Raw genomic sequence first — 16,290 nt, 5'->3', positions numbered from 1 at the left:
CTCCACCAGAAGAGGCGGACGTGCCACAACATGCCTGGCTCGACGACGTGCGCGCCAACCCCTATGCCGAACAGCTCGCCCGCGGTTTCCGCCGCCTGCGCTTCGACGCGCCCGTGGAAGGCGAGTACCGCGCCTACCTGCTGGAAGACAACTTCGCCCTCAAGTGCAGCGCCCTCGGCTTCGCCGTGCTGGCCTGGCTGGCGCTGGCGGCCATCGACCTGCTGCTGATCCCGGGGCCGGAGCACTGGAGCATGCTCGCCGTGCGCGCCGCGGTGCTGGTGCTGCTGGTTGTCTGCGGCGGGCTGATCCTGCAGCGGCGCTTCGTGCGCCTGGTGGTGCCGCTGAGCCTCGCCTGCATCCTCGCCGTGGGCATCGGCGCCGCCGTGGTGGTGGGCATCGCCCACCGCGTCGACCCCGGCTACCCCTACGAAGGCCTGCTGCTGGTCAGCATGGCCGCCTACTTCCTGGTCGGCCTGCGCTTCTCCGAGGCGCTGGGCTCGGCCTCGCTGATCCTCCTGGCCTACCTGGGCTGCGAGCTCTACGCCGGCCTGGCGCCGGCCAAGCTGCTGAACAACCTGGTGTTCCTGCTGCTGGGCAACCTGGTCGGCGCGGTGGGCTGCTACCTGCTGGAGTACAAGTCCCGCGAGCACTTCCTGGTCAGCCGGCTGATGCGCCAGATGGCCGACCACGACGCCCTCACCGGCCTGCACAACCGGCGCAGCTTCGACCGCCAGCTGGAGCGCCTGTGGCGCCAGGCCCAGCGCGATGGCACGCCACTGTCGCTGCTGCTCTGCGACGTCGACCACTTCAAGGCCTACAACGACCGCTATGGCCACCAGGCCGGCGACGAGGTGCTGCGCCGCATAGGCAAGGCCCTGGCGGCCAGCGCGCGGCGGCCGCTGGACATGGCCGTGCGCCTGGGCGGCGAGGAGTTCGCCGTGCTGCTCTATGGCACCGACCTGGACGAGGCCCGGCACCGCGCCGAGGTGTTGCGCCAGGCGGTGCAGGGCCTGGGCATCAGCCACGAGGGTTCGAGCACCGCCGCGGAGGTGACGCTGTCCATCGGCGTTTCCTGCCTGAAGCCCGACATGCCTTTGGCCCTGCAGGCGATCTACGCCCATGCCGACCGCGCCCTCTACGAGGCCAAGGCGTTCGGCCGCAACCAGGTGGTGGCCTGACCCATTCGGTCCCCCGTCCTGGCGCCGCCGGTGACTGCGCCCGCTGGCACGCCGGTGCTAGGATGCCGCCGACCCCGCAGCCGAGCGCCCGCCATGCAGCGACTGATCCAGGCCAACGGCCAGCCCCACTACGGGGTGTTCGCCGATACCCCGCAGGACGTCAACCACCGCGACTTCGACTACCGCTCGCCCATGGGGCGCAAGCTGGGCGCGCTGAGCAAGTGGCGCAACTTCCACCAGTTCCAGTACTTCGGCCTGATCAGCCCGCAACTGATCGGCGGCTGCGCCCTGGCCGAACTGAGCCTGGTGGCCGTCGGCTTCGTCTACCTCTACGAGCCGCGCAGCGGGCGCATGCTCGAACGTCGCTTCAAATGCCCGCTGGGCCTGGGCACGCGCTTCTCGCAGCGCCCGAACGATGGCGCCTGCGAACTGCGCCAGGGGCGCAACCGGCTGCGCCTGGAGAATTCTGCCGGGCCGCTGCGCAAGCGCCTGCTGGTGGAACTGGACGACGGCACGCGCATCGACGCCTGTTTCGACGAGACTGAGCCGGCCTTCCAGCCCATGAGCTTGTGCACGCCCGCGGCGGTGAACGGCTGGGTATACGCACGCAAGGTCGCCGGGGTGCGCTGCGCGGGCCAGGTGCGCAGCACCCTGGGCGACTTCGACCTGCGCGCCATCGACGCCTTCGCCCACCACGACTGGTCGGCCGGCTACATGCGCCGCGAGACCTTCTGGAACTGGGCCTGCCTGTCCGGCGAGGCGCAGGGGAGGCGGGTGGGGTTGAACCTGTCGTGCGGCGTCAACGAGACCAGCTTCACCGAGAACTGCTTCTGGCTCGACGGCGAGCTGTGCAAGGTCGACAGCGTGCGTTTCGAGTTCGACCGCGACCGGGAGCTGGGCCCCTGGCGCATCCGCTCCTTCGATGGCCAGGTGGACCTCACCTTCGAGGCCCACGGCCTGCATCGCGAACGCCTGAACCTGGGCCTGCTGGCGAGCAACTTCAAGCAGATCTTCGGGCGCTTCCGCGGCGAGCTGCGCCCCCATGGCCGCGCGTCGCTGGTCATCGACGACCTCTGGGGCTTCGTCGAGGACCAGTACGCCAAATGGTGAACGGGTAAAGCCCTGCGACAAAATGTCATTGTACGGGCTTGATTAGCCGACTAATAATTAGCCAAATCAATTAGCCTGAAACTGCTGCAGCACAATGACAGATAAAGACAAGCACTACTTCGGCACCCAACTGGCCCAGGCCTCGCGTGCATGGCGCGCCGAACTCGACCGCCGCCTCAGCCACCTGGGGCTTTCCCAGGCCCGTTGGCTGGTGCTCCTGCACCTGGCGCGCAATTCCGGCATCCCCACCCAGCGCGAGCTCGCGCAATCGGTCGGCGTCGAGGGCCCGACCCTCGCGCGCCTGCTCGACGGCCTCGAATCCCAGGGCCTGGTGCGCCGCCAGGCAGTGGCCGAGGACCGCCGCGCCAAGCGCATCTGCCTGACGCCCAAGGCCGACGTGCTGATCGCCGACATCGAGAACATCGCCGCCAGCGTACGCAATGACGTATTGGCCGGCATCGATGAGTCGGACATAGCAATCTGTCAGAAAATCCTCTCCCGCATCCTCTCCAACCTGGAAAAGAACTGAGCGATTCTTCACACTTTTTCGAGTAGAATTGCCAAACTTCTGACGGCCCCTACGGGGCCGTCATCCGTTCGGAGTGGTACCCAGGCCTTTCGCCGGATTTCCGACGAATTGTCTTGACCTAGACGGGGCCTGCGCCTAATCGTGATGGCAATGAGCCTTTATGGCGTTGCCGGGCCAACCCACGTCCCGGATGGGCGTCTATATTGCATGGACAGCACGACCGATCGCACAGCGAGGTCAAGGATGGCCTGCAGACCTGGACACAACTGGGATGGGACCTATGGCTCGACTCACTCGCTTGCCGCTGGCAATGGCCGTACTCTCGGCTCTCATGACTTCCCAGGCCCACGCGCTGGGGCTCGGGGACATCACCGTGCATTCGGCGCTGAACCAGCCGCTGGATGCGGAGATCGAGCTGCTGCAGCCCGGTGACCTGAGCAGTGACGAGCTCATCGCCCGCCTGGCCGACATGGCGACCTTCGAGCGCATGGGCGTGGACCGCACCACCTTCCTGCAGAACCTGCGCTTCACCCCGGTGATCCGTAACGGCCGCGGCTACATCCGTGTGGTTTCCACCCAGCCGGTGCACGAGCCCTACCTGAATTTCCTCCTCGAGCTGGAGCGCCCCAACGGCCGCCTGCTGCGCGAGTACACACTGCTGATCGACCCGCCGGGCTACGCCGGTGGCAGCTATGCCCAGAGCACTCCCACGCGCGGCGCCGACAGCGGCCCGGCGGCCAGCCGCCCGGCCAAACGCAGTGCGGCGGCGCGCCCGGCACCCGTTCCGAGCGCGCCCATCGCTGCGGGCGAGGGGCGCTACACCACCGCCGCGGGTGACACCCTGTGGAGCATTTCCGGGCGCCTGGGCGCCAAGGGCGCCGCCCGCCAGGAACTGATGACCCAGCTGCAGCAACTGAACCCGCAGGCGTTCAGCGGCGGCAACCCGCATCGCCTGCGCCTCGGCTACCAGCTGGTGCTGCCCGCCGGCCAGGCAACGCCTGCGGCTGCCACGAGCACCGCTGTCGCCACGCCGAGCAGCGCTGCGCCTGCCGTGCCGGCGCCGAGCGAGGCGACGGTGGCCCAGGCCCAGGGGCAACTGGCCGACATGACCGCCGAGCGCGAGCGCCTGAACCAGCGCATGGACACCCTGCAACAGCAGCTCGACACCCTGCAAAAGGCCCTGGAAAGCCGAGACCAGCAGGTGCAGAGCCTGCAGGCCGAACTGGCCCGCCGCCAGGCCGAGCAAGCGGCCGTGCCGGCCAGCGCCCCGGAGTCTGAAGCCGCGCCTGCCGCCCCCGTAGCTGCACCCGCGCCCGCGCCGACGGCGGAAGCCGCCAAGCCGGCGTCCCAGGCGCCCGTCGCGCAGGACGAAGAAAACGCATCCCTGACCCGCTACTGGCCGTGGGCCGCCCTGGCAGCCCTGGTGCTGGCCTTGGGCCTGGTCTACAACCGCCGGCGCAAGCCCGGCACCGACGAGCCGCCCCTGGCGCAGCCCGAGGCCGCCAGCCTGCCGCCGCTGGCGCCGGCCGGCCCGGCAGCACCGGCCAAGCCGGTGGTGGCTTCCGCCGTCGCGCCCCTGGCCAGCGCCAACGAAGCCTCCCTGGCCCGCTTGCCGGCCGCCAGCAGCGACAGCCTGGAAGGGGCGAACATCTACATCGCCTACGGCCGCTTTGGCCAGGCCCGCGACATGCTGACCAAGTCCGTCGCCGCCGAACCGCAGCGCCGCGACCTGCGCCTGAAGCTGCTGCTGGTGCTCGCCGAGCTCGGCGACCTGGCCGCCTTCCACGAGCAGGAGCGGGCGCTGCAGGCGATGGGCGGCGACCAGAAGCAGATCGACCAGCTCAAGGCCCGCTACCCCGCCATGCTCGAGCGCGAAGACGAGCAGGCCATCAGCGACGGCCTCGGCGAATGGGACGGGCTGGAGCTGGGCGACATCGGCGAGCACCCCGCGCCGACACAGCCGCCGCTGGGCGACACCGCCGACCTGAACCTCGGCGAACTCTCCCTGGACCTGGACTGGAACAGCCTGGACGCCTTCGATTCGCCCAAGGGCTCGCCGGCCAAGGGCGGCAAGGACGACACCGAGGACCTCCTGAAGGACTTCCGCAGCAACCTGCGCGAACTGCCCGAGGTCACCGAGTTCGACCTGGACGACGAGCAGGCCGGCGCCTTCGGCCTGCCGAGCCGCGCCGGCGGTGAGCAGGACAAGTTGCTGGCCAGCCTCGACCGGGCCCGCGCCTGCATCGACCGCGGCGACCTCGACGAGGCCTACCGGATTCTCGAGCAGGTGCTGCAGGAAGGTGACAAGCAGGAACAGGAAGAAGCCCGCGAGTTGCTGGCGCGGATTGCCTGAAGCATCCCCGATTCACTTGGAGCCCGGCCTTGTGCCGGGCTTTTTGTTGCCTGAAGCCGGTGAGGCTCGGCGCTCGGGCTTTCCCCTCACCCCAGCCCTCTCCCGGAGGGAGAGGGGGCTAGTCCGTGCCGAGAGGAGGCCTGGTTTCAGCCGGCAATCCCTGTGCTGGCCGGCTAACGCTGAAACACCAACGTACGCCGAACGGTCCCCTCTCCCTCCGGGAGAGGGTTAGGGGGCTGCGGTAGGCGCAACTGTCTTGCAGGTCACGCCGGAGGGCTCTTCGTAGGAGCGAGCTTGCTCGCGAACAGACTCCGCTGCGGGGCTCATTCGCGAGCAAGCTCGCTCCTACGAGAAGCCGTGCCCGCCCGTACGGTAGGAGCGGATCTCATCCGCGAATCGCGCCGGGATGTCCGGCTATCGCGGACAAGGTCCGCTCCTACAGGGGAAGGAATACCGTGCCTCCCGGCGACCTGTAGGAGCGGGCCCTGCCCGCGATATCGCGCGCAGGGCGCGCTCCTACAGGGGAATGGTGCGGGTGGGGCGGCGTAGGAGTGGATCTCATCCGCGATTCGCGCAGGGCTTCCCTCAGAAATTCCGCCCCAGGTTCAGGTACACCGCATGCTCATCGGCATCGTTCAGCCCATAGCTGAACGACAGCGGCCCCAGCGGCGTCTCGAAGCCGAGCATGATGCTCATGGCGTTGATGTAGCCGGTGTCGTAGCTGTTGTCGTTGTTCCACACCCGCCCGCGTTCCAGGCTGCCGCCGAGGTAGAAGGGGAAGTCCAGGGGCAGGAACGAGCGTTCGGTCATGCGCCGGTAGTAGATCACCCGGCCGAGGCTGTAGTTCTGCCCGGCCAGGGCGTCCTGGCGGAAGCCGGAGAGTTCGCGCGCGCCGCCGAGCAGGAAGCTCGATACCACCACGTCGGCGTCGTCCAGGGTGCGCCCGTAGCCGCCGCCGAGCACCCAGGTGTTCGGCCCGCTGCTCAGCGCCTTGTCCAGGCGCAGTTCCCACTGGCGGTAGCGGTCGTCGTCGCCCAGCGACGGCGTGTGCTCGCGGTAGCCGGCCTGGATGTCCTCGCCCTCGCGGGGGAAGTCGACGTTGTCCATGGTGTCGAAGGAGTACTTCAGCTCGGCGTAGCCTTCGTTGAAGTGGAAGTCCGGCAGGTCCTGCTGGCCCACGCGCACGTCGGCCTTGCCAAAGGCCTGGGCCACGCCCAGGCGGATCTCGCCGTTGTTGGCGATCTGCCGGCCGAGATTGAGGCCGTAGCCGTAGCGCTCCAGGCGGTATTCGGCGATGGGGTCGTCGTTGTCGGTGGCCTCGACGTTGCGCGCCTCGTTGAACAGGTAGGGCGCCACGAAGTAGCGCGAGCCGGCGTCCAGCGGCTGGTAGAACTCGCTGTAGAGTTCCTGCTGGTCGCCGATCTGCAGGCGCGTCAGCCATTCCGCGCCGAGGCGGTTGATGCCGTTGACGCGGTAGCTGGCGCCGACGTTGAAGGTGCTGTCGCCGCGCAGGTCGTCCGACAGGTTCAGGCCCAGGCGCAGGTAGTCGGTGCCGCTGCGCTTGCCCAGGGCGTGGATGACCAGGGCGTTGCCGCCTTTCTCGCGGACCACGCGGTACTGCACCTGGTCGAAGTAGTCCAGGCCGTAGAGGGTGCTCATGTCGCTCTGCAGGCGCTCCAGGTCCAGCGGCTGGCCCAGCGGCTGGCGGATGTAGTGGCGGATCACCTCGTCGCCGACTTTGGAGTCGTTCTCCACGCGGATACTGCCGATCACCGGGGTGCGCTCGTCCGGCGTGCGCGCCTCGGCCAGGGCCACGGCCTCCTGGTCGCGGGGTTTGCGCAGGGCCGCCAGGCGCGTGGCGAGGATGCTGGTGGCGCGGTAGCCGGCGTCGATCAGCTGCGGCACGCGGCCGAAGTCGGTGGAGCTGTAGCCGCTGAGCGGCGGCTGGATGAGCACGTCGTCGGGCTTCAGGGTGGCCAGCTGCGCCTCGGAGTTCTTGCGCGTCATCAGGGTGACCGACTGGTTGAGCATGTCGACCACGGTGGTCAGTTGCTTGCGTTCGAGCAGCGGGTTGCCGATGTCGACCACGATGACCACGTCGACGCCCATCCTGCGCGCCACGTCCACCGGGATGTTGTCGACCATGCCGCCGTCCACCAGCAGCTTGCCGTCGACCTCCACCGGGGCGAACACCGCCGGGATCGACATGCTGGCGCGGATCGCCTGGGGCAGGTGGCCACGGTCGAACACCACCTTCTCGCCGGTGGCGATGTCGGTGGCCACGGCGCGGAAGGGGATGGCCAGCTTGTCGAAGTCGCGGGTGCCGCTGGTGTGCACCAGCAGGCTTTCCAGGAGCATGGTCAGGTTCTGTCCCTGGATGGCGCCCAGGGGCAGGCCGAGGGAGCCGTCGTCGCGGAAGCTGAGCTTCTGCTTGACTAGGAAGTCGCGGTCGTCCTGCTTGCGCCGGAAGGGCACGTCCACCCGCGGCGGCGAGTCGGACAGCGCCTGCTGCCAGTCCAGGCCGAGGGCGATGCGCTCCAGTTCCTTGGGCGTGTAGCCGGCGGCATAGAGCCCGCCGACCACCGCGCCCATGCTGGTCCCGGCGATGGCGTCGATGTGAATGCCCTGTTCGTCCAGGGCCTTGAGCACGCCGATGTGGGCCAGGCCGCGGGCGGCGCCGCCGGACAGCACCAGGCCGATCTTCGGCGGGTGCCCGGCGGCGAGGGTGGACAGCGGAAGGAGCAGCAGCAGGGCGAACAGCAGGCGGCGCATGGGGCGGGGTCCGATCGGGCTTCCAGGCGGCTATTATAGGCATCCCAGAGCAGGAGCCCGGTCGCCATGAGCCAGCCCAGAGCGGAAATCGTCATCACCTATTGCACCCAGTGCCAGTGGCTGCTGCGCGCCGCCTGGCTGGCCCAGGAACTGCTCAGCAGCTTCGCCGACGACCTCGCCCGGGTGAGCCTGGAGCCCGGCACCGGCGGGGTGTTCCGCATCACCTGCGACGGCGAGCAGATCTGGGAGCGCAAGGCCGACGGCGGCTTCCCCGAGGCCAAGGTGCTCAAGCAGCGGGTGCGCGACCGCATCGACCCGCAGCGTGACCTGGGACACAACGACCGGCCGTGAGTCGGGTATTTCGTTAGCGAGCTATCTTTTCCTGCCTTATATCAAAGGCCGCCGGCGGCGCGCGCAATAGCCTGTGGGCAATTCATTCTCCCCAGGGGAGTGTTCCCACATGAGCATCATCGTCACCGGGGCGGCCGGCTTCATCGGCAGCAATCTCGTCAAGGCACTGAACCGGCGTGGTGAAACCGAGATCATCGCGGTCGACGACCTGACCGAGGGCGACAAGGTCCGCAACCTCGCCGACTGCGACATCGCCGATTACCTGGACAAGCGCGACTTCGTCGAACGCTACGCCCGCGGCGGTTTCGGCGTGGTCCGCGCGCTGTTCCACCAGGGCGCCTGCTCCAGCACCCTGGAAGGCGACGGCCGCTACCTGATGGACAACAACTACCGCTACAGCTGCGACCTGCTGGAGGCCAGCCTGAAACTGGGCGTGCCCTTCCTCTACGCCTCCTCGGCGGCGGTCTACGGTGGCGGGCGCGACTTCCGCGAGCTGCGCGAGTACGAGCGGCCGCTGAACGCCTACGGCTACTCCAAGTTCCTCTTCGACCAGCGCGTGCGCCGCGTCCTGCCGCAGGCGCACAGCCAGGTCGTCGGGCTGCGCTACTTCAACGTCTACGGCCCGCGCGAACAGCACAAGGGACGCATGGCCTCGGTGGCCTTCCACTGCTTCGAACAGTTCCGCGCCAGCGGCAAGGTGCACCTGTTCGGCGAATATGGCGACTACCCGGCCGGCGGCCATCTGCGCGACTTCGTCTCGGTGGAGGACGTGGCGCGGGTCAACCTGCACTTCCTCGACAACCCCGGCCGCAGCGGCATCTTCAACCTCGGCAGCGGCCGCGCCCAGCCGTTCAACGACGTGGCCCTGGCGGTCATCAACAGCCTGCGCGCGCAGCAGGACCAACAGCCGCTGGACCTGCAGCAGGCCATCGCCCAGGGACTACTGGAATACGTCGAATTCCCCGACAGCCTGCGCGGCAAGTACCAGTGCTACACCTGCGCCGACATCGCCTTCCTCCGCGAGGCCGGCTACCGCGCGCCGATGCTGGGCGTGGAGGAGGGGGTGGAGCGTTATTGCCGGTGGTTGCTGGACCAGGCTTGATTCAGGCGAATTCGTCGATCAGCAACTGTGCCGGCACCGACAGGCTGGCGCCCTTGCGAGTGACCACTTCGTAGGGTTCGCTGCGCGTCTTCACGTTCAGCGCCAGGCGGGTGATGAGCCCTGCATCCAGGCCCACGCGCGCCACGTCCACCGGCATCAGCGCCACCAGCGCCTCGTCCTCCAGCAGCAGGCTCAGGGTGGTGAAAGTGGACGAGGTCTCGACGGGGTAGGGCGGGAAAGGCAGCCCGGCTTCGCGGAATTCCCGCTCCAGCAGCAGGCGCATCGGCATGTTCACCGGGAACACCACCCAGCGGTAGGCGGCCACGTCGGCCAGCTCCAGCGAATCCGCCCCGGCCAGCGGGTGGCGCGGGTTGGCCACCAGGGCCAGGCCTTCCTGTTCCAGGGCCCGGCATTCGTAGTTGTCCGGCCTCCGGCTGACGCTGGTGCGGCAGATGGCCAGGTCCAGACGGCCCTGGTCGAGCAGGCTGAGCAGGCGCGCGCTGGTGTCCTCGACTATTTCCACCGACAGCTCCGGCTGCTTGTGCCGCAGCCGCGCCAGGCCCTCCACCAGCATGGGCACGGCGCCCATGATCACCCCCACCGAAAGCCGCCCGCCGTGGCCCTGGAGGATGCCCAGCATTTCCTCGCGCAGGTGCGCCAGGTCGGTATGGATCAGCCGCGCGTAGCGGATCACGCAGCGCCCCAGGTCGTTCGGCTGCAGGCCCTTGGGCGTGCGTTCGAAAAGCGTCGCGCCGAGGGTCGACTCGATTTCGTGCAGCGCCTTGGTGGCGCCGGGCTGGGTGATGGCCACCGCTTCGGCGGCCTTGTGCAGCGAGCCGTGTTCGTCGAGGGCGATCAGCAGGCGCAGCTGCTTCAGGCGCAGGCGCGAGGCGATGGTGGTCAGCGAGGGCAGCATGGGGGATAAGGAAAAGTTATCGCTCAATCAGCAGCTCTCATTAGGCAGCATTTACCCGCGAATTTACAGTGGCTCCCACGAGGTTCCTGCGCAGGGCCGTTGGACGATAACAATGCGAGCCGAATCATGAGACTGATCCAATTCCTCACCGACCAGGGCTGCCGCCGGGTCGGCGTCGTCGAAGGCCAACAGGTCGAGACCCTGCGCGACTGCTCCAGCACCCGGGAACTGGCCCTGGCGGCGATCCGCGCCGACCGCAGCCTGGTCGACGAGGTGCTGGCGCGCGGTAGCGAGCCTTGCACCGAGACCTACTCTCAACTGCTGGAGGCCGGCCGGGTATTGCCGCCGCTGGACCACGAGGACCCCGCCCACTGCCTGATCAGCGGCACCGGGCTGACCCACCTGGGCAGCGCCTCCACCCGCGACAAGATGCACCAGCAGAAGGACGAGGACGACAGCGCCCTCACCGACACCATGCGCATCTTCCGCTGGGGCATCGAGGGTGGCCGTCCGGCGCCCGGCTCGGTGGGCGTGCAGCCGGAGTGGTTCTACAAGGGCGATGGCAGCATCGTGGTGCCGCCCGGCGGCGCCTTCCGCGTCCCCGAATTCGCCGAGGACGCTGGCGAGGAGCCCGAACTCACCGGCCTCTACGTGATCGGCGACGATGGCCGGCCGTACCGCCTGGGCTTCGCCCTGGGCAACGAGTTCTCCGACCATGTGATGGAACGCCGCAACTACCTGTACCTGGCGCACTCCAAGCTGCGCAGCTGCTCTTACGGGCCCGAGCTGCGGGTCGGCGAGCTGCCGCGCCATCTCGAAGGCCGCAGCCGTATCCTGCGCGACGGCCAGGTCGTCTGGGAAAAGGCCTTCCTCTCCGGCGAGGACAACATGTGCCACAGCCTGGAGAACCTGGAGTACCACCACTTCAAGTACGCCCAGTTCCTCCGCCCCGGCGATGTGCACGTGCACTTCTTCGGTACTGCCACGCTGTCCTTCGCCGACGGGGTTCGCACCCGGGCGGGCGACCGCTTCGAGATCAGCCTGGCCGAGTTCGGCGAGCCGCTGGTCAATGCCATCGAGCAGGTCGAGCCGGTGTTCGCCGCCGGCGGCGTCGTCCCGCTCTGAGCGACGCGCGGAGCCCCGGCCGGGCTCCGCCGCCGCGCTACGTCCACCCGCACGGCCATGGCCGCGCGGGTGCCCATAACAAACATAAGAAAGAGACGGCCATGAAAACCACCAACGCCCAGACGTTGTACGCCGATGTCGCTCCCGCCCGCGTGGCCCAGGCCACCACGGTGCGCTGGCGGATCTTCCTGCTCCTGCTGCTGCTCGCGGCGATCAACTACATCGACCGCGCCTCGCTGTCGGTGGCGCTGCCGCTTATCTCCCAGGAATTCAACCTGACCCCGGCCCTGGAAGGCCTGCTGCTCAGCTCGTTCTTCTGGTCCTACGCGCTGATGCAGATTCCCGCCGGCATGCTCCTGGACCGCTTCCAGGCGCGCAACATCGTCGGCATCGCCACCGTCGCCTGGGGCAGCTTCCAGGCCCTGGGCGCGGCCTCGCACAACTGGATACTGCTGCTGGCCACGCGCATCGGCCTGGGCGTCGCCGAGTCGCCGATCATGCCCGCCGGGGCCAAGCTCAACGGCGCCTGGCTGACGCCCAACGAGCGCGGCCGCGGTGCCACCCTGGTGGACGGCGGCGCACCGCTGGGCACCGCCCTGGGCGCGATCATCATCGCCGGGTTGATTTCCTGGTTCGGCTCCTGGCGCACCGCCTTCGTCATCGCCGGCATCGGCACCGTGGTGGTCGGCCTCTGGGCCTGGTGGTACATCCGCAACAACCCCGCCGACCATCCCGGGGTGAACGAGGAGGAACTGCGGCACATCCGCGAGGCCAACGAGGCCGCTTCCCGCGAGCATGGCCAGGGCCGCAAGGCGGTGCTGCGCGAGATGCTCCGCGACCGCTCGGTGCTGGCCATGATCTGCGGGTACATGTGCTACAACAGCGTGTTCTACGGCCTGATGACCTGGATGCCGAGCTACCTGCACCAGGCCCACGGCCTCGACATCAAGGCCATGGGCGGGGCGACCTTCCTGATCTTCATGTGCGGCTTCGTCGGCGAACTGGTCGGCGGCTGGTTGGCCGACAAGTGGAAGGCCGCCGGCGGCGCGCCGAACCGGGTGATGCGCAGCATGTTCGCCGGCTCGGCCATGATCGCCTCGCTGTGCATCCTGCTGGTGGCCTACACCGCTGATGCCGCCGGGGTCATCGCGCTGCTCTGCGTCGCGCTCTTCTTCATCCGCTGGTGCGGCATGTACTGGTGCCTGCCGGCGATCCTCGGCGGCAAGTCGCGCGCCGGCGTGCTGGGCGGCAGCATGAACTTCGGCGGCAACATGGTCGGGGTGATAGTGCCGATCCTCATCGGCCTGATCGTGCAGTTCACCGGCTCCTACTTCCTGGCCCTGATCTTCTTCGTCGTGATGGCCCTCGGCCTGGTGCTGTTCTCCAGCCTGATCGACTACCGTGAGCGCGGGCTGGCCTGAGCCGGCCCGCCGATGTGAGGTTGCTGTAATGGAACTGATAAGCAGAACCGGCGGGCCAAGCACCGCCAACGCCGTGATCCGCCTGAACCCGCTGGACGACGTGCTGATCGCCCGCCTGGCCCTGCCCGCCGGCCTTGAGCTGGCAGGGGAGGGGCTGAAGCTGCGCGAGGCGATCCCCGCCGGGCACAAGGTCGCCACCCGGCGCATCGAGGCGGGCCAGCCGCTGCGCCGCTACGGCCAGATCATCGGCTTCGCCAGCCGGACGATCGAGGCCGGCGAACACGTCCACGTGCACAACCTGGCCATGGGCGACTTCGCCCGCGACTACGCCTTCGGCGTCGACGCCGTGGCCGCAGTGCCGTCGCGTGAAGAGAGCTTCCTCGGCATCCGTCGCGCCGATGGCTGCGTCGCCACGCGCAACTACATCGGCATCCTCACCTCGGTGAACTGCTCGGCCACGGTGGCGCGGGCCATCGCCGACCACTTCCGCCGCGACATCAACCCCGCCGCGCTGGCCGACTACCCCAACGTCGACGGCGTGGTGGCCCTGACCCACGGCGTGGGCTGCGCCGTCGACCCAGGCGGCGAGGCCCTGGCCATGCTGCGCCGGACCCTCGGCGGCTATGCGATACACCCGAACTTCGCCGCGGTGCTGATGATCGGCCTGGGCTGCGAGACCAACCAGATTCCCGACCTGCTGGCGGCCCAGGGGCTGAGCAGCGGCGAGCAGCTGCGCACCTTCACCATCCAGGACAGCGGCGGCACGGCGAAGACCGTGGCCAGCGGCATCGAGCAGGTGAAGAGCCTGCTGCCCATGGCCAACCGCGTGCAACGCGAGCCGGTCAGCGCGCGCTACCTGACCGTGGGCCTGCAGTGCGGCGGCTCCGACGGCTACTCGGGCATCACCGCCAACCCGGCGCTGGGCAACGCGGTGGACCGCCTGGTGAGCGCCGGCGGCACCGCGATCCTCTCGGAAACCCCGGAGATCTATGGCGCCGAACACCTGTTGACGCGCCGCGCGGTGAGCCGCGAGGTGGGCGAGAAGCTGATCGCCCGCATCCGCTGGTGGGAAGCCTACTGCGAACGCATGGGCGCCGAGCTGAACAACAACCCCTCGGCCGGCAACAAGGCCGGCGGGCTGACCACCATCCTGGAGAAGTCCCTGGGCGCGGTGGCCAAGGCTGGCTCCAGCAACCTGGTGGACGTCTACGAATACGCCGAGCAGGTGCGCGCCCACGGCCTGGTGTTCATGGACACCCCCGGCTACGACCCGATCTCCGCCACCGGCCAGGTCGCCGGCGGCGCCAACCTGATCGCCTTCACCACCGGGCGTGGCTCGGCCTACGGCTGCGCGCCCTCGCCGTCGATCAAGCTGGCCACCAACTCGCGCCTGTGGGAGCGCCAGGAGGAGGATATGGACGTCAACTGCGGCGGCATCGCCGACGGCTCCACCAGCATCGAGGAGCGCGGCGAGCACATCTTCCGCCTGATGCTACGCATCGCTTCCGGCGAACGCAGCAAGAGCGAACTGCACGGATACGGCCAGAACGAATTCGTGCCCTGGCAGATCGGCGCCATCACCTGATCCGCCGTCACCGACGGGCGCCTACCCGCGCCCGCCAGCCTCTTCCCAGCGGGCATCACGCCCCACTTCTCACGCCCTCCGGGGCCGCGCCAGGCTCACGAGGCCTGGCAATCTTTTGCAGGAGACCAGCATGTTCGGACACAACTTCATCGGCGGCGCACGCACCGCCCAGGGCAACCTGACCCTGCAAAGCCTCGACGCCAGCACCGGCGAGGCGCTGCCCTACAGCTTCCACCAGGCCACCCCGGAAGAGGTGGACGCCGCCGCGCTCGCCGCCGAAGCGGCCTTCCCGGCCTGCCGCGCGCTGCCCGATGCGCGCCGCGCCGAATTCCTCGACGCCATCGCCGCCGAGCTGGATGCCCTGGGCGAGGACTTCATCGCCATCGTCTGCCGCGAGACCGCCTTGCCGGCGGCGCGTATCCAGGGCGAGCGCGCCCGCACCAGCAACCAGCTGCGCCTGTTCGCCCAGGTGCTGCGCCGCGGCGACTACCATGGCGCACGCATCGACCGCGCGCTGCCGGAACGCCAGCCGCTGCCGCGTCCGGACCTGCGCCAGTGCCGCATCGGCGTCGGCCCGGTGGCGGTGTTCGGCGCCAGCAACTTCCCGCTGGCGTTCTCCACCGCCGGCGGCGACACCGCAGCGGCGCTGGCCGCCGGTTGCCCGGTGGTGTTCAAGGCCCACAGCGGACACATGGTGACCGCCGAGCACGTCGCCTCGGCCATCGTCCGCGCAGCGCAGGCCACCGGCATGCCGGCCGGGGTGTTCAACATGATCTACGGCGGCGGCGTCGGCGAACAGTTGGTCAAGCACCCGGCGATCCAGGCCGTCGGCTTCACCGGCTCGCTCAAGGGCGGCCGCGCGCTGTGCGACCTGGCCGCGGCCCGGCCGCAGCCGATCCCGGTGTTCGCCGAGATGAGCAGCATCAACCCGGTGCTGGTGCTGCCGGCGGCGCTGGCGGCGCGCGGCGAGCAGGTGGCTGCGGACCTGGCCGCCTCGGTGGTGCTGGGCTGCGGGCAGTTCTGCACCAACCCCGGCATGGTGATCGGCATCGCCTCGGCCGAGTTCTCCGCCTTCGTCGCCAGCCTAGCCGGGCGCATGGCCGACCAGCCGGCGCAGACCATGCTCAACGCCGGCACCCTGAAGAGCTACGAACGCGGCATCGCCGCCCTGCACGCGCACGCCGGCATCCGCCACCTGGCCGGCCAGCCGCAGCAGGGTCGCCAGGCATTGCCACAGCTGTTCCAGGCCGACGCGCGCCTGCTGGTGGAAGGCGACGAGTTGCTCCAGGAGGAGGTCTTCGGCCCGGTCACCGTGGTCGTCGAAGTGGCCGATGCTGCCGAACTGCAGCGTGCCCTGCAGGGGCTGCGCGGCCAGCTCACCGCGACCCTGATCGCCGAGCCGGAGGACCTCTCGCGCTTCGCCGCCCTGGTGCCCCTGCTCGAACGCAAGGCCGGGCGCCTGCTGCTCAACGGCTACCCGACCGGCGTGGAAGTCTGCGACGCCATGGTCCACGGCGGCCCCTATCCGGCCACCTCGGACGCCCGCGGCACCTCGGTGGGCACCCTGGCCATCGACCGCTTCCTGCGCCCGGTGTGCTACCAGAACTACCCCGACGCACTGCTACCCCCCGCCCTCAAGGACGCCAACCCGCTGGGAATCGCCCGCCTGGTGGACGGCGTCGCCAGCCGCGAGCCCCTCTAGCCGCCCCGCCATAGGCTGCATCGCCCGCGCCGGTGGGCGATGTATCGGTTGTTTTACCCAGTCTTTACCAAGCGCTGACAACCGTCAGGCCCCGGACGAGCGATGATAGGCACCATGAAAGGCGGGTGCTTGGGCGCCCGTGTCCG

12 protein-coding genes are annotated in these 16,290 nt (G+C 69.1%); 10 read left to right on the top strand and 2 right to left on the bottom strand.

The window, feature by feature from the left end; genetic code table 11:
• The first annotated feature begins 20 nt into the window (after positions 1-20).
• From M8R19_RS06790 to M8R19_RS06775, 4 genes are all read left to right on the top strand, one after another.
• Positions 21-1,178 (top strand): GGDEF domain-containing protein, encoded by a 1,158-nt coding sequence (locus M8R19_RS06790; protein WP_074977294.1) that lies wholly within the window; start codon positions 21-23, stop codon positions 1,176-1,178.
• Between the two features lie 93 nt (positions 1,179-1,271).
• Positions 1,272-2,288 (top strand): DUF2804 domain-containing protein, encoded by a 1,017-nt coding sequence (locus tag M8R19_RS06785; RefSeq protein ID WP_249917391.1) that lies wholly within the window; start codon positions 1,272-1,274, stop codon positions 2,286-2,288.
• Between the two features lie 94 nt (positions 2,289-2,382).
• On the top strand, positions 2,383-2,817 hold the full coding sequence (slyA, locus tag M8R19_RS06780; protein ID WP_009620445.1) for a transcriptional regulator SlyA: 435 nt from the start codon (positions 2,383-2,385) through the stop codon (positions 2,815-2,817).
• 280 nt (positions 2,818-3,097) lie between these two features.
• Positions 3,098-5,170: a motility hub landmark protein FimV gene (locus M8R19_RS06775; protein ID WP_249917390.1), complete on the top strand. Its 2,073-nt coding sequence runs from the start codon at positions 3,098-3,100 to the stop codon at positions 5,168-5,170.
• A 585-nt stretch (positions 5,171-5,755) separates the two neighbouring features.
• Here M8R19_RS06775 and M8R19_RS06770 read toward each other — a convergent pair.
• A complete protein-coding gene (locus tag M8R19_RS06770) occupies positions 5,756-7,942 on the bottom strand; it encodes a patatin-like phospholipase family protein (RefSeq protein WP_249917389.1) in 2,187 nt (728 codons plus the stop codon).
• A 66-nt stretch (positions 7,943-8,008) separates the two neighbouring features.
• On the opposite strand from M8R19_RS06770, the gene M8R19_RS06765 reads away from it, so the two are divergent.
• The gene (locus M8R19_RS06765) at positions 8,009-8,293 is read left to right on the top strand and encodes an Rdx family protein (RefSeq protein ID WP_249917388.1); all 285 of its coding nucleotides are present in this window, start codon (positions 8,009-8,011) and stop codon (positions 8,291-8,293) included.
• A 109-nt stretch (positions 8,294-8,402) separates the two neighbouring features.
• Positions 8,403-9,395 carry an ADP-glyceromanno-heptose 6-epimerase gene (rfaD, locus tag M8R19_RS06760; RefSeq protein ID WP_249917387.1) on the top strand — a complete coding sequence of 331 codons (993 nt, stop codon included), beginning with the start codon at positions 8,403-8,405 and terminating at the stop codon, positions 9,393-9,395.
• Position 9,396: 1 nt separating this feature from the next.
• On the opposite strand, the gene M8R19_RS06755 is transcribed toward rfaD, so the two are convergent.
• Positions 9,397-10,311, bottom strand: coding sequence for a LysR family transcriptional regulator (locus M8R19_RS06755; protein WP_074977283.1), 915 nt, complete (start codon positions 10,309-10,311; stop codon positions 9,397-9,399).
• A gap of 126 nt (positions 10,312-10,437) precedes the next feature.
• Between M8R19_RS06755 and araD1 the strand changes: the two genes are divergently transcribed.
• The 4 genes from araD1 to M8R19_RS06735 all read left to right on the top strand — a co-directional run bounded on the left by araD1 (position 10,438) and on the right by M8R19_RS06735 (position 16,144).
• A complete protein-coding gene (gene araD1 / locus M8R19_RS06750; RefSeq protein ID WP_249917386.1) occupies positions 10,438-11,436 on the top strand; it encodes an AraD1 family protein in 999 nt (332 codons plus the stop codon).
• A gap of 101 nt (positions 11,437-11,537) precedes the next feature.
• Complete coding sequence (locus M8R19_RS06745) at positions 11,538-12,857, top strand: MFS transporter (protein WP_249917385.1); 1,320 nt, start codon at positions 11,538-11,540, stop codon at positions 12,855-12,857.
• A 28-nt stretch (positions 12,858-12,885) separates the two neighbouring features.
• Complete coding sequence (locus M8R19_RS06740; RefSeq protein ID WP_249917384.1) at positions 12,886-14,442, top strand: UxaA family hydrolase; 1,557 nt, start codon at positions 12,886-12,888, stop codon at positions 14,440-14,442.
• Positions 14,443-14,572: 130 nt separating this feature from the next.
• Positions 14,573-16,144 (top strand): aldehyde dehydrogenase (NADP(+)), encoded by a 1,572-nt coding sequence (locus M8R19_RS06735; protein ID WP_249917383.1) that lies wholly within the window; start codon positions 14,573-14,575, stop codon positions 16,142-16,144.
• Positions 16,145-16,290: the final 146 nt, after the last annotated feature.

It is taken from the genome of Pseudomonas sp. R3.Fl, assembly GCF_023516765.1.
In the GTDB taxonomy this organism is placed as follows: Bacteria; Pseudomonadota; Gammaproteobacteria; order Pseudomonadales; family Pseudomonadaceae; genus Pseudomonas; species Pseudomonas citronellolis.
The sequence above is the reverse complement of the archived record's forward strand: the minus strand, read 5'-3'. Positions and strand labels throughout refer to the sequence as shown.

Coding starts and splice junctions, on each gene's coding strand:
- M8R19_RS06755 (WP_074977283.1), bottom strand. CDS start 10,311: ATGCTGCCCTCGCTGACCACCATCGCCTCGCGCCTGCGCCTGAAGCAG.
- rfaD (WP_249917387.1), top strand. CDS start 8,403: ATGAGCATCATCGTCACCGGGGCGGCCGGCTTCATCGGCAGCAATCTC.
- M8R19_RS06735 (WP_249917383.1), top strand. CDS start 14,573: ATGTTCGGACACAACTTCATCGGCGGCGCACGCACCGCCCAGGGCAAC.
- M8R19_RS06765 (WP_249917388.1), top strand. CDS start 8,009: ATGAGCCAGCCCAGAGCGGAAATCGTCATCACCTATTGCACCCAGTGC.
- slyA (WP_009620445.1), top strand. CDS start 2,383: ATGACAGATAAAGACAAGCACTACTTCGGCACCCAACTGGCCCAGGCC.
- M8R19_RS06745 (WP_249917385.1), top strand. CDS start 11,538: ATGAAAACCACCAACGCCCAGACGTTGTACGCCGATGTCGCTCCCGCC.
- araD1 (WP_249917386.1), top strand. CDS start 10,438: ATGAGACTGATCCAATTCCTCACCGACCAGGGCTGCCGCCGGGTCGGC.
- M8R19_RS06785 (WP_249917391.1), top strand. CDS start 1,272: ATGCAGCGACTGATCCAGGCCAACGGCCAGCCCCACTACGGGGTGTTC.
- M8R19_RS06775 (WP_249917390.1), top strand. CDS start 3,098: ATGGCTCGACTCACTCGCTTGCCGCTGGCAATGGCCGTACTCTCGGCT.
- M8R19_RS06770 (WP_249917389.1), bottom strand. CDS start 7,942: ATGCGCCGCCTGCTGTTCGCCCTGCTGCTGCTCCTTCCGCTGTCCACC.
- M8R19_RS06740 (WP_249917384.1), top strand. CDS start 12,886: ATGGAACTGATAAGCAGAACCGGCGGGCCAAGCACCGCCAACGCCGTG.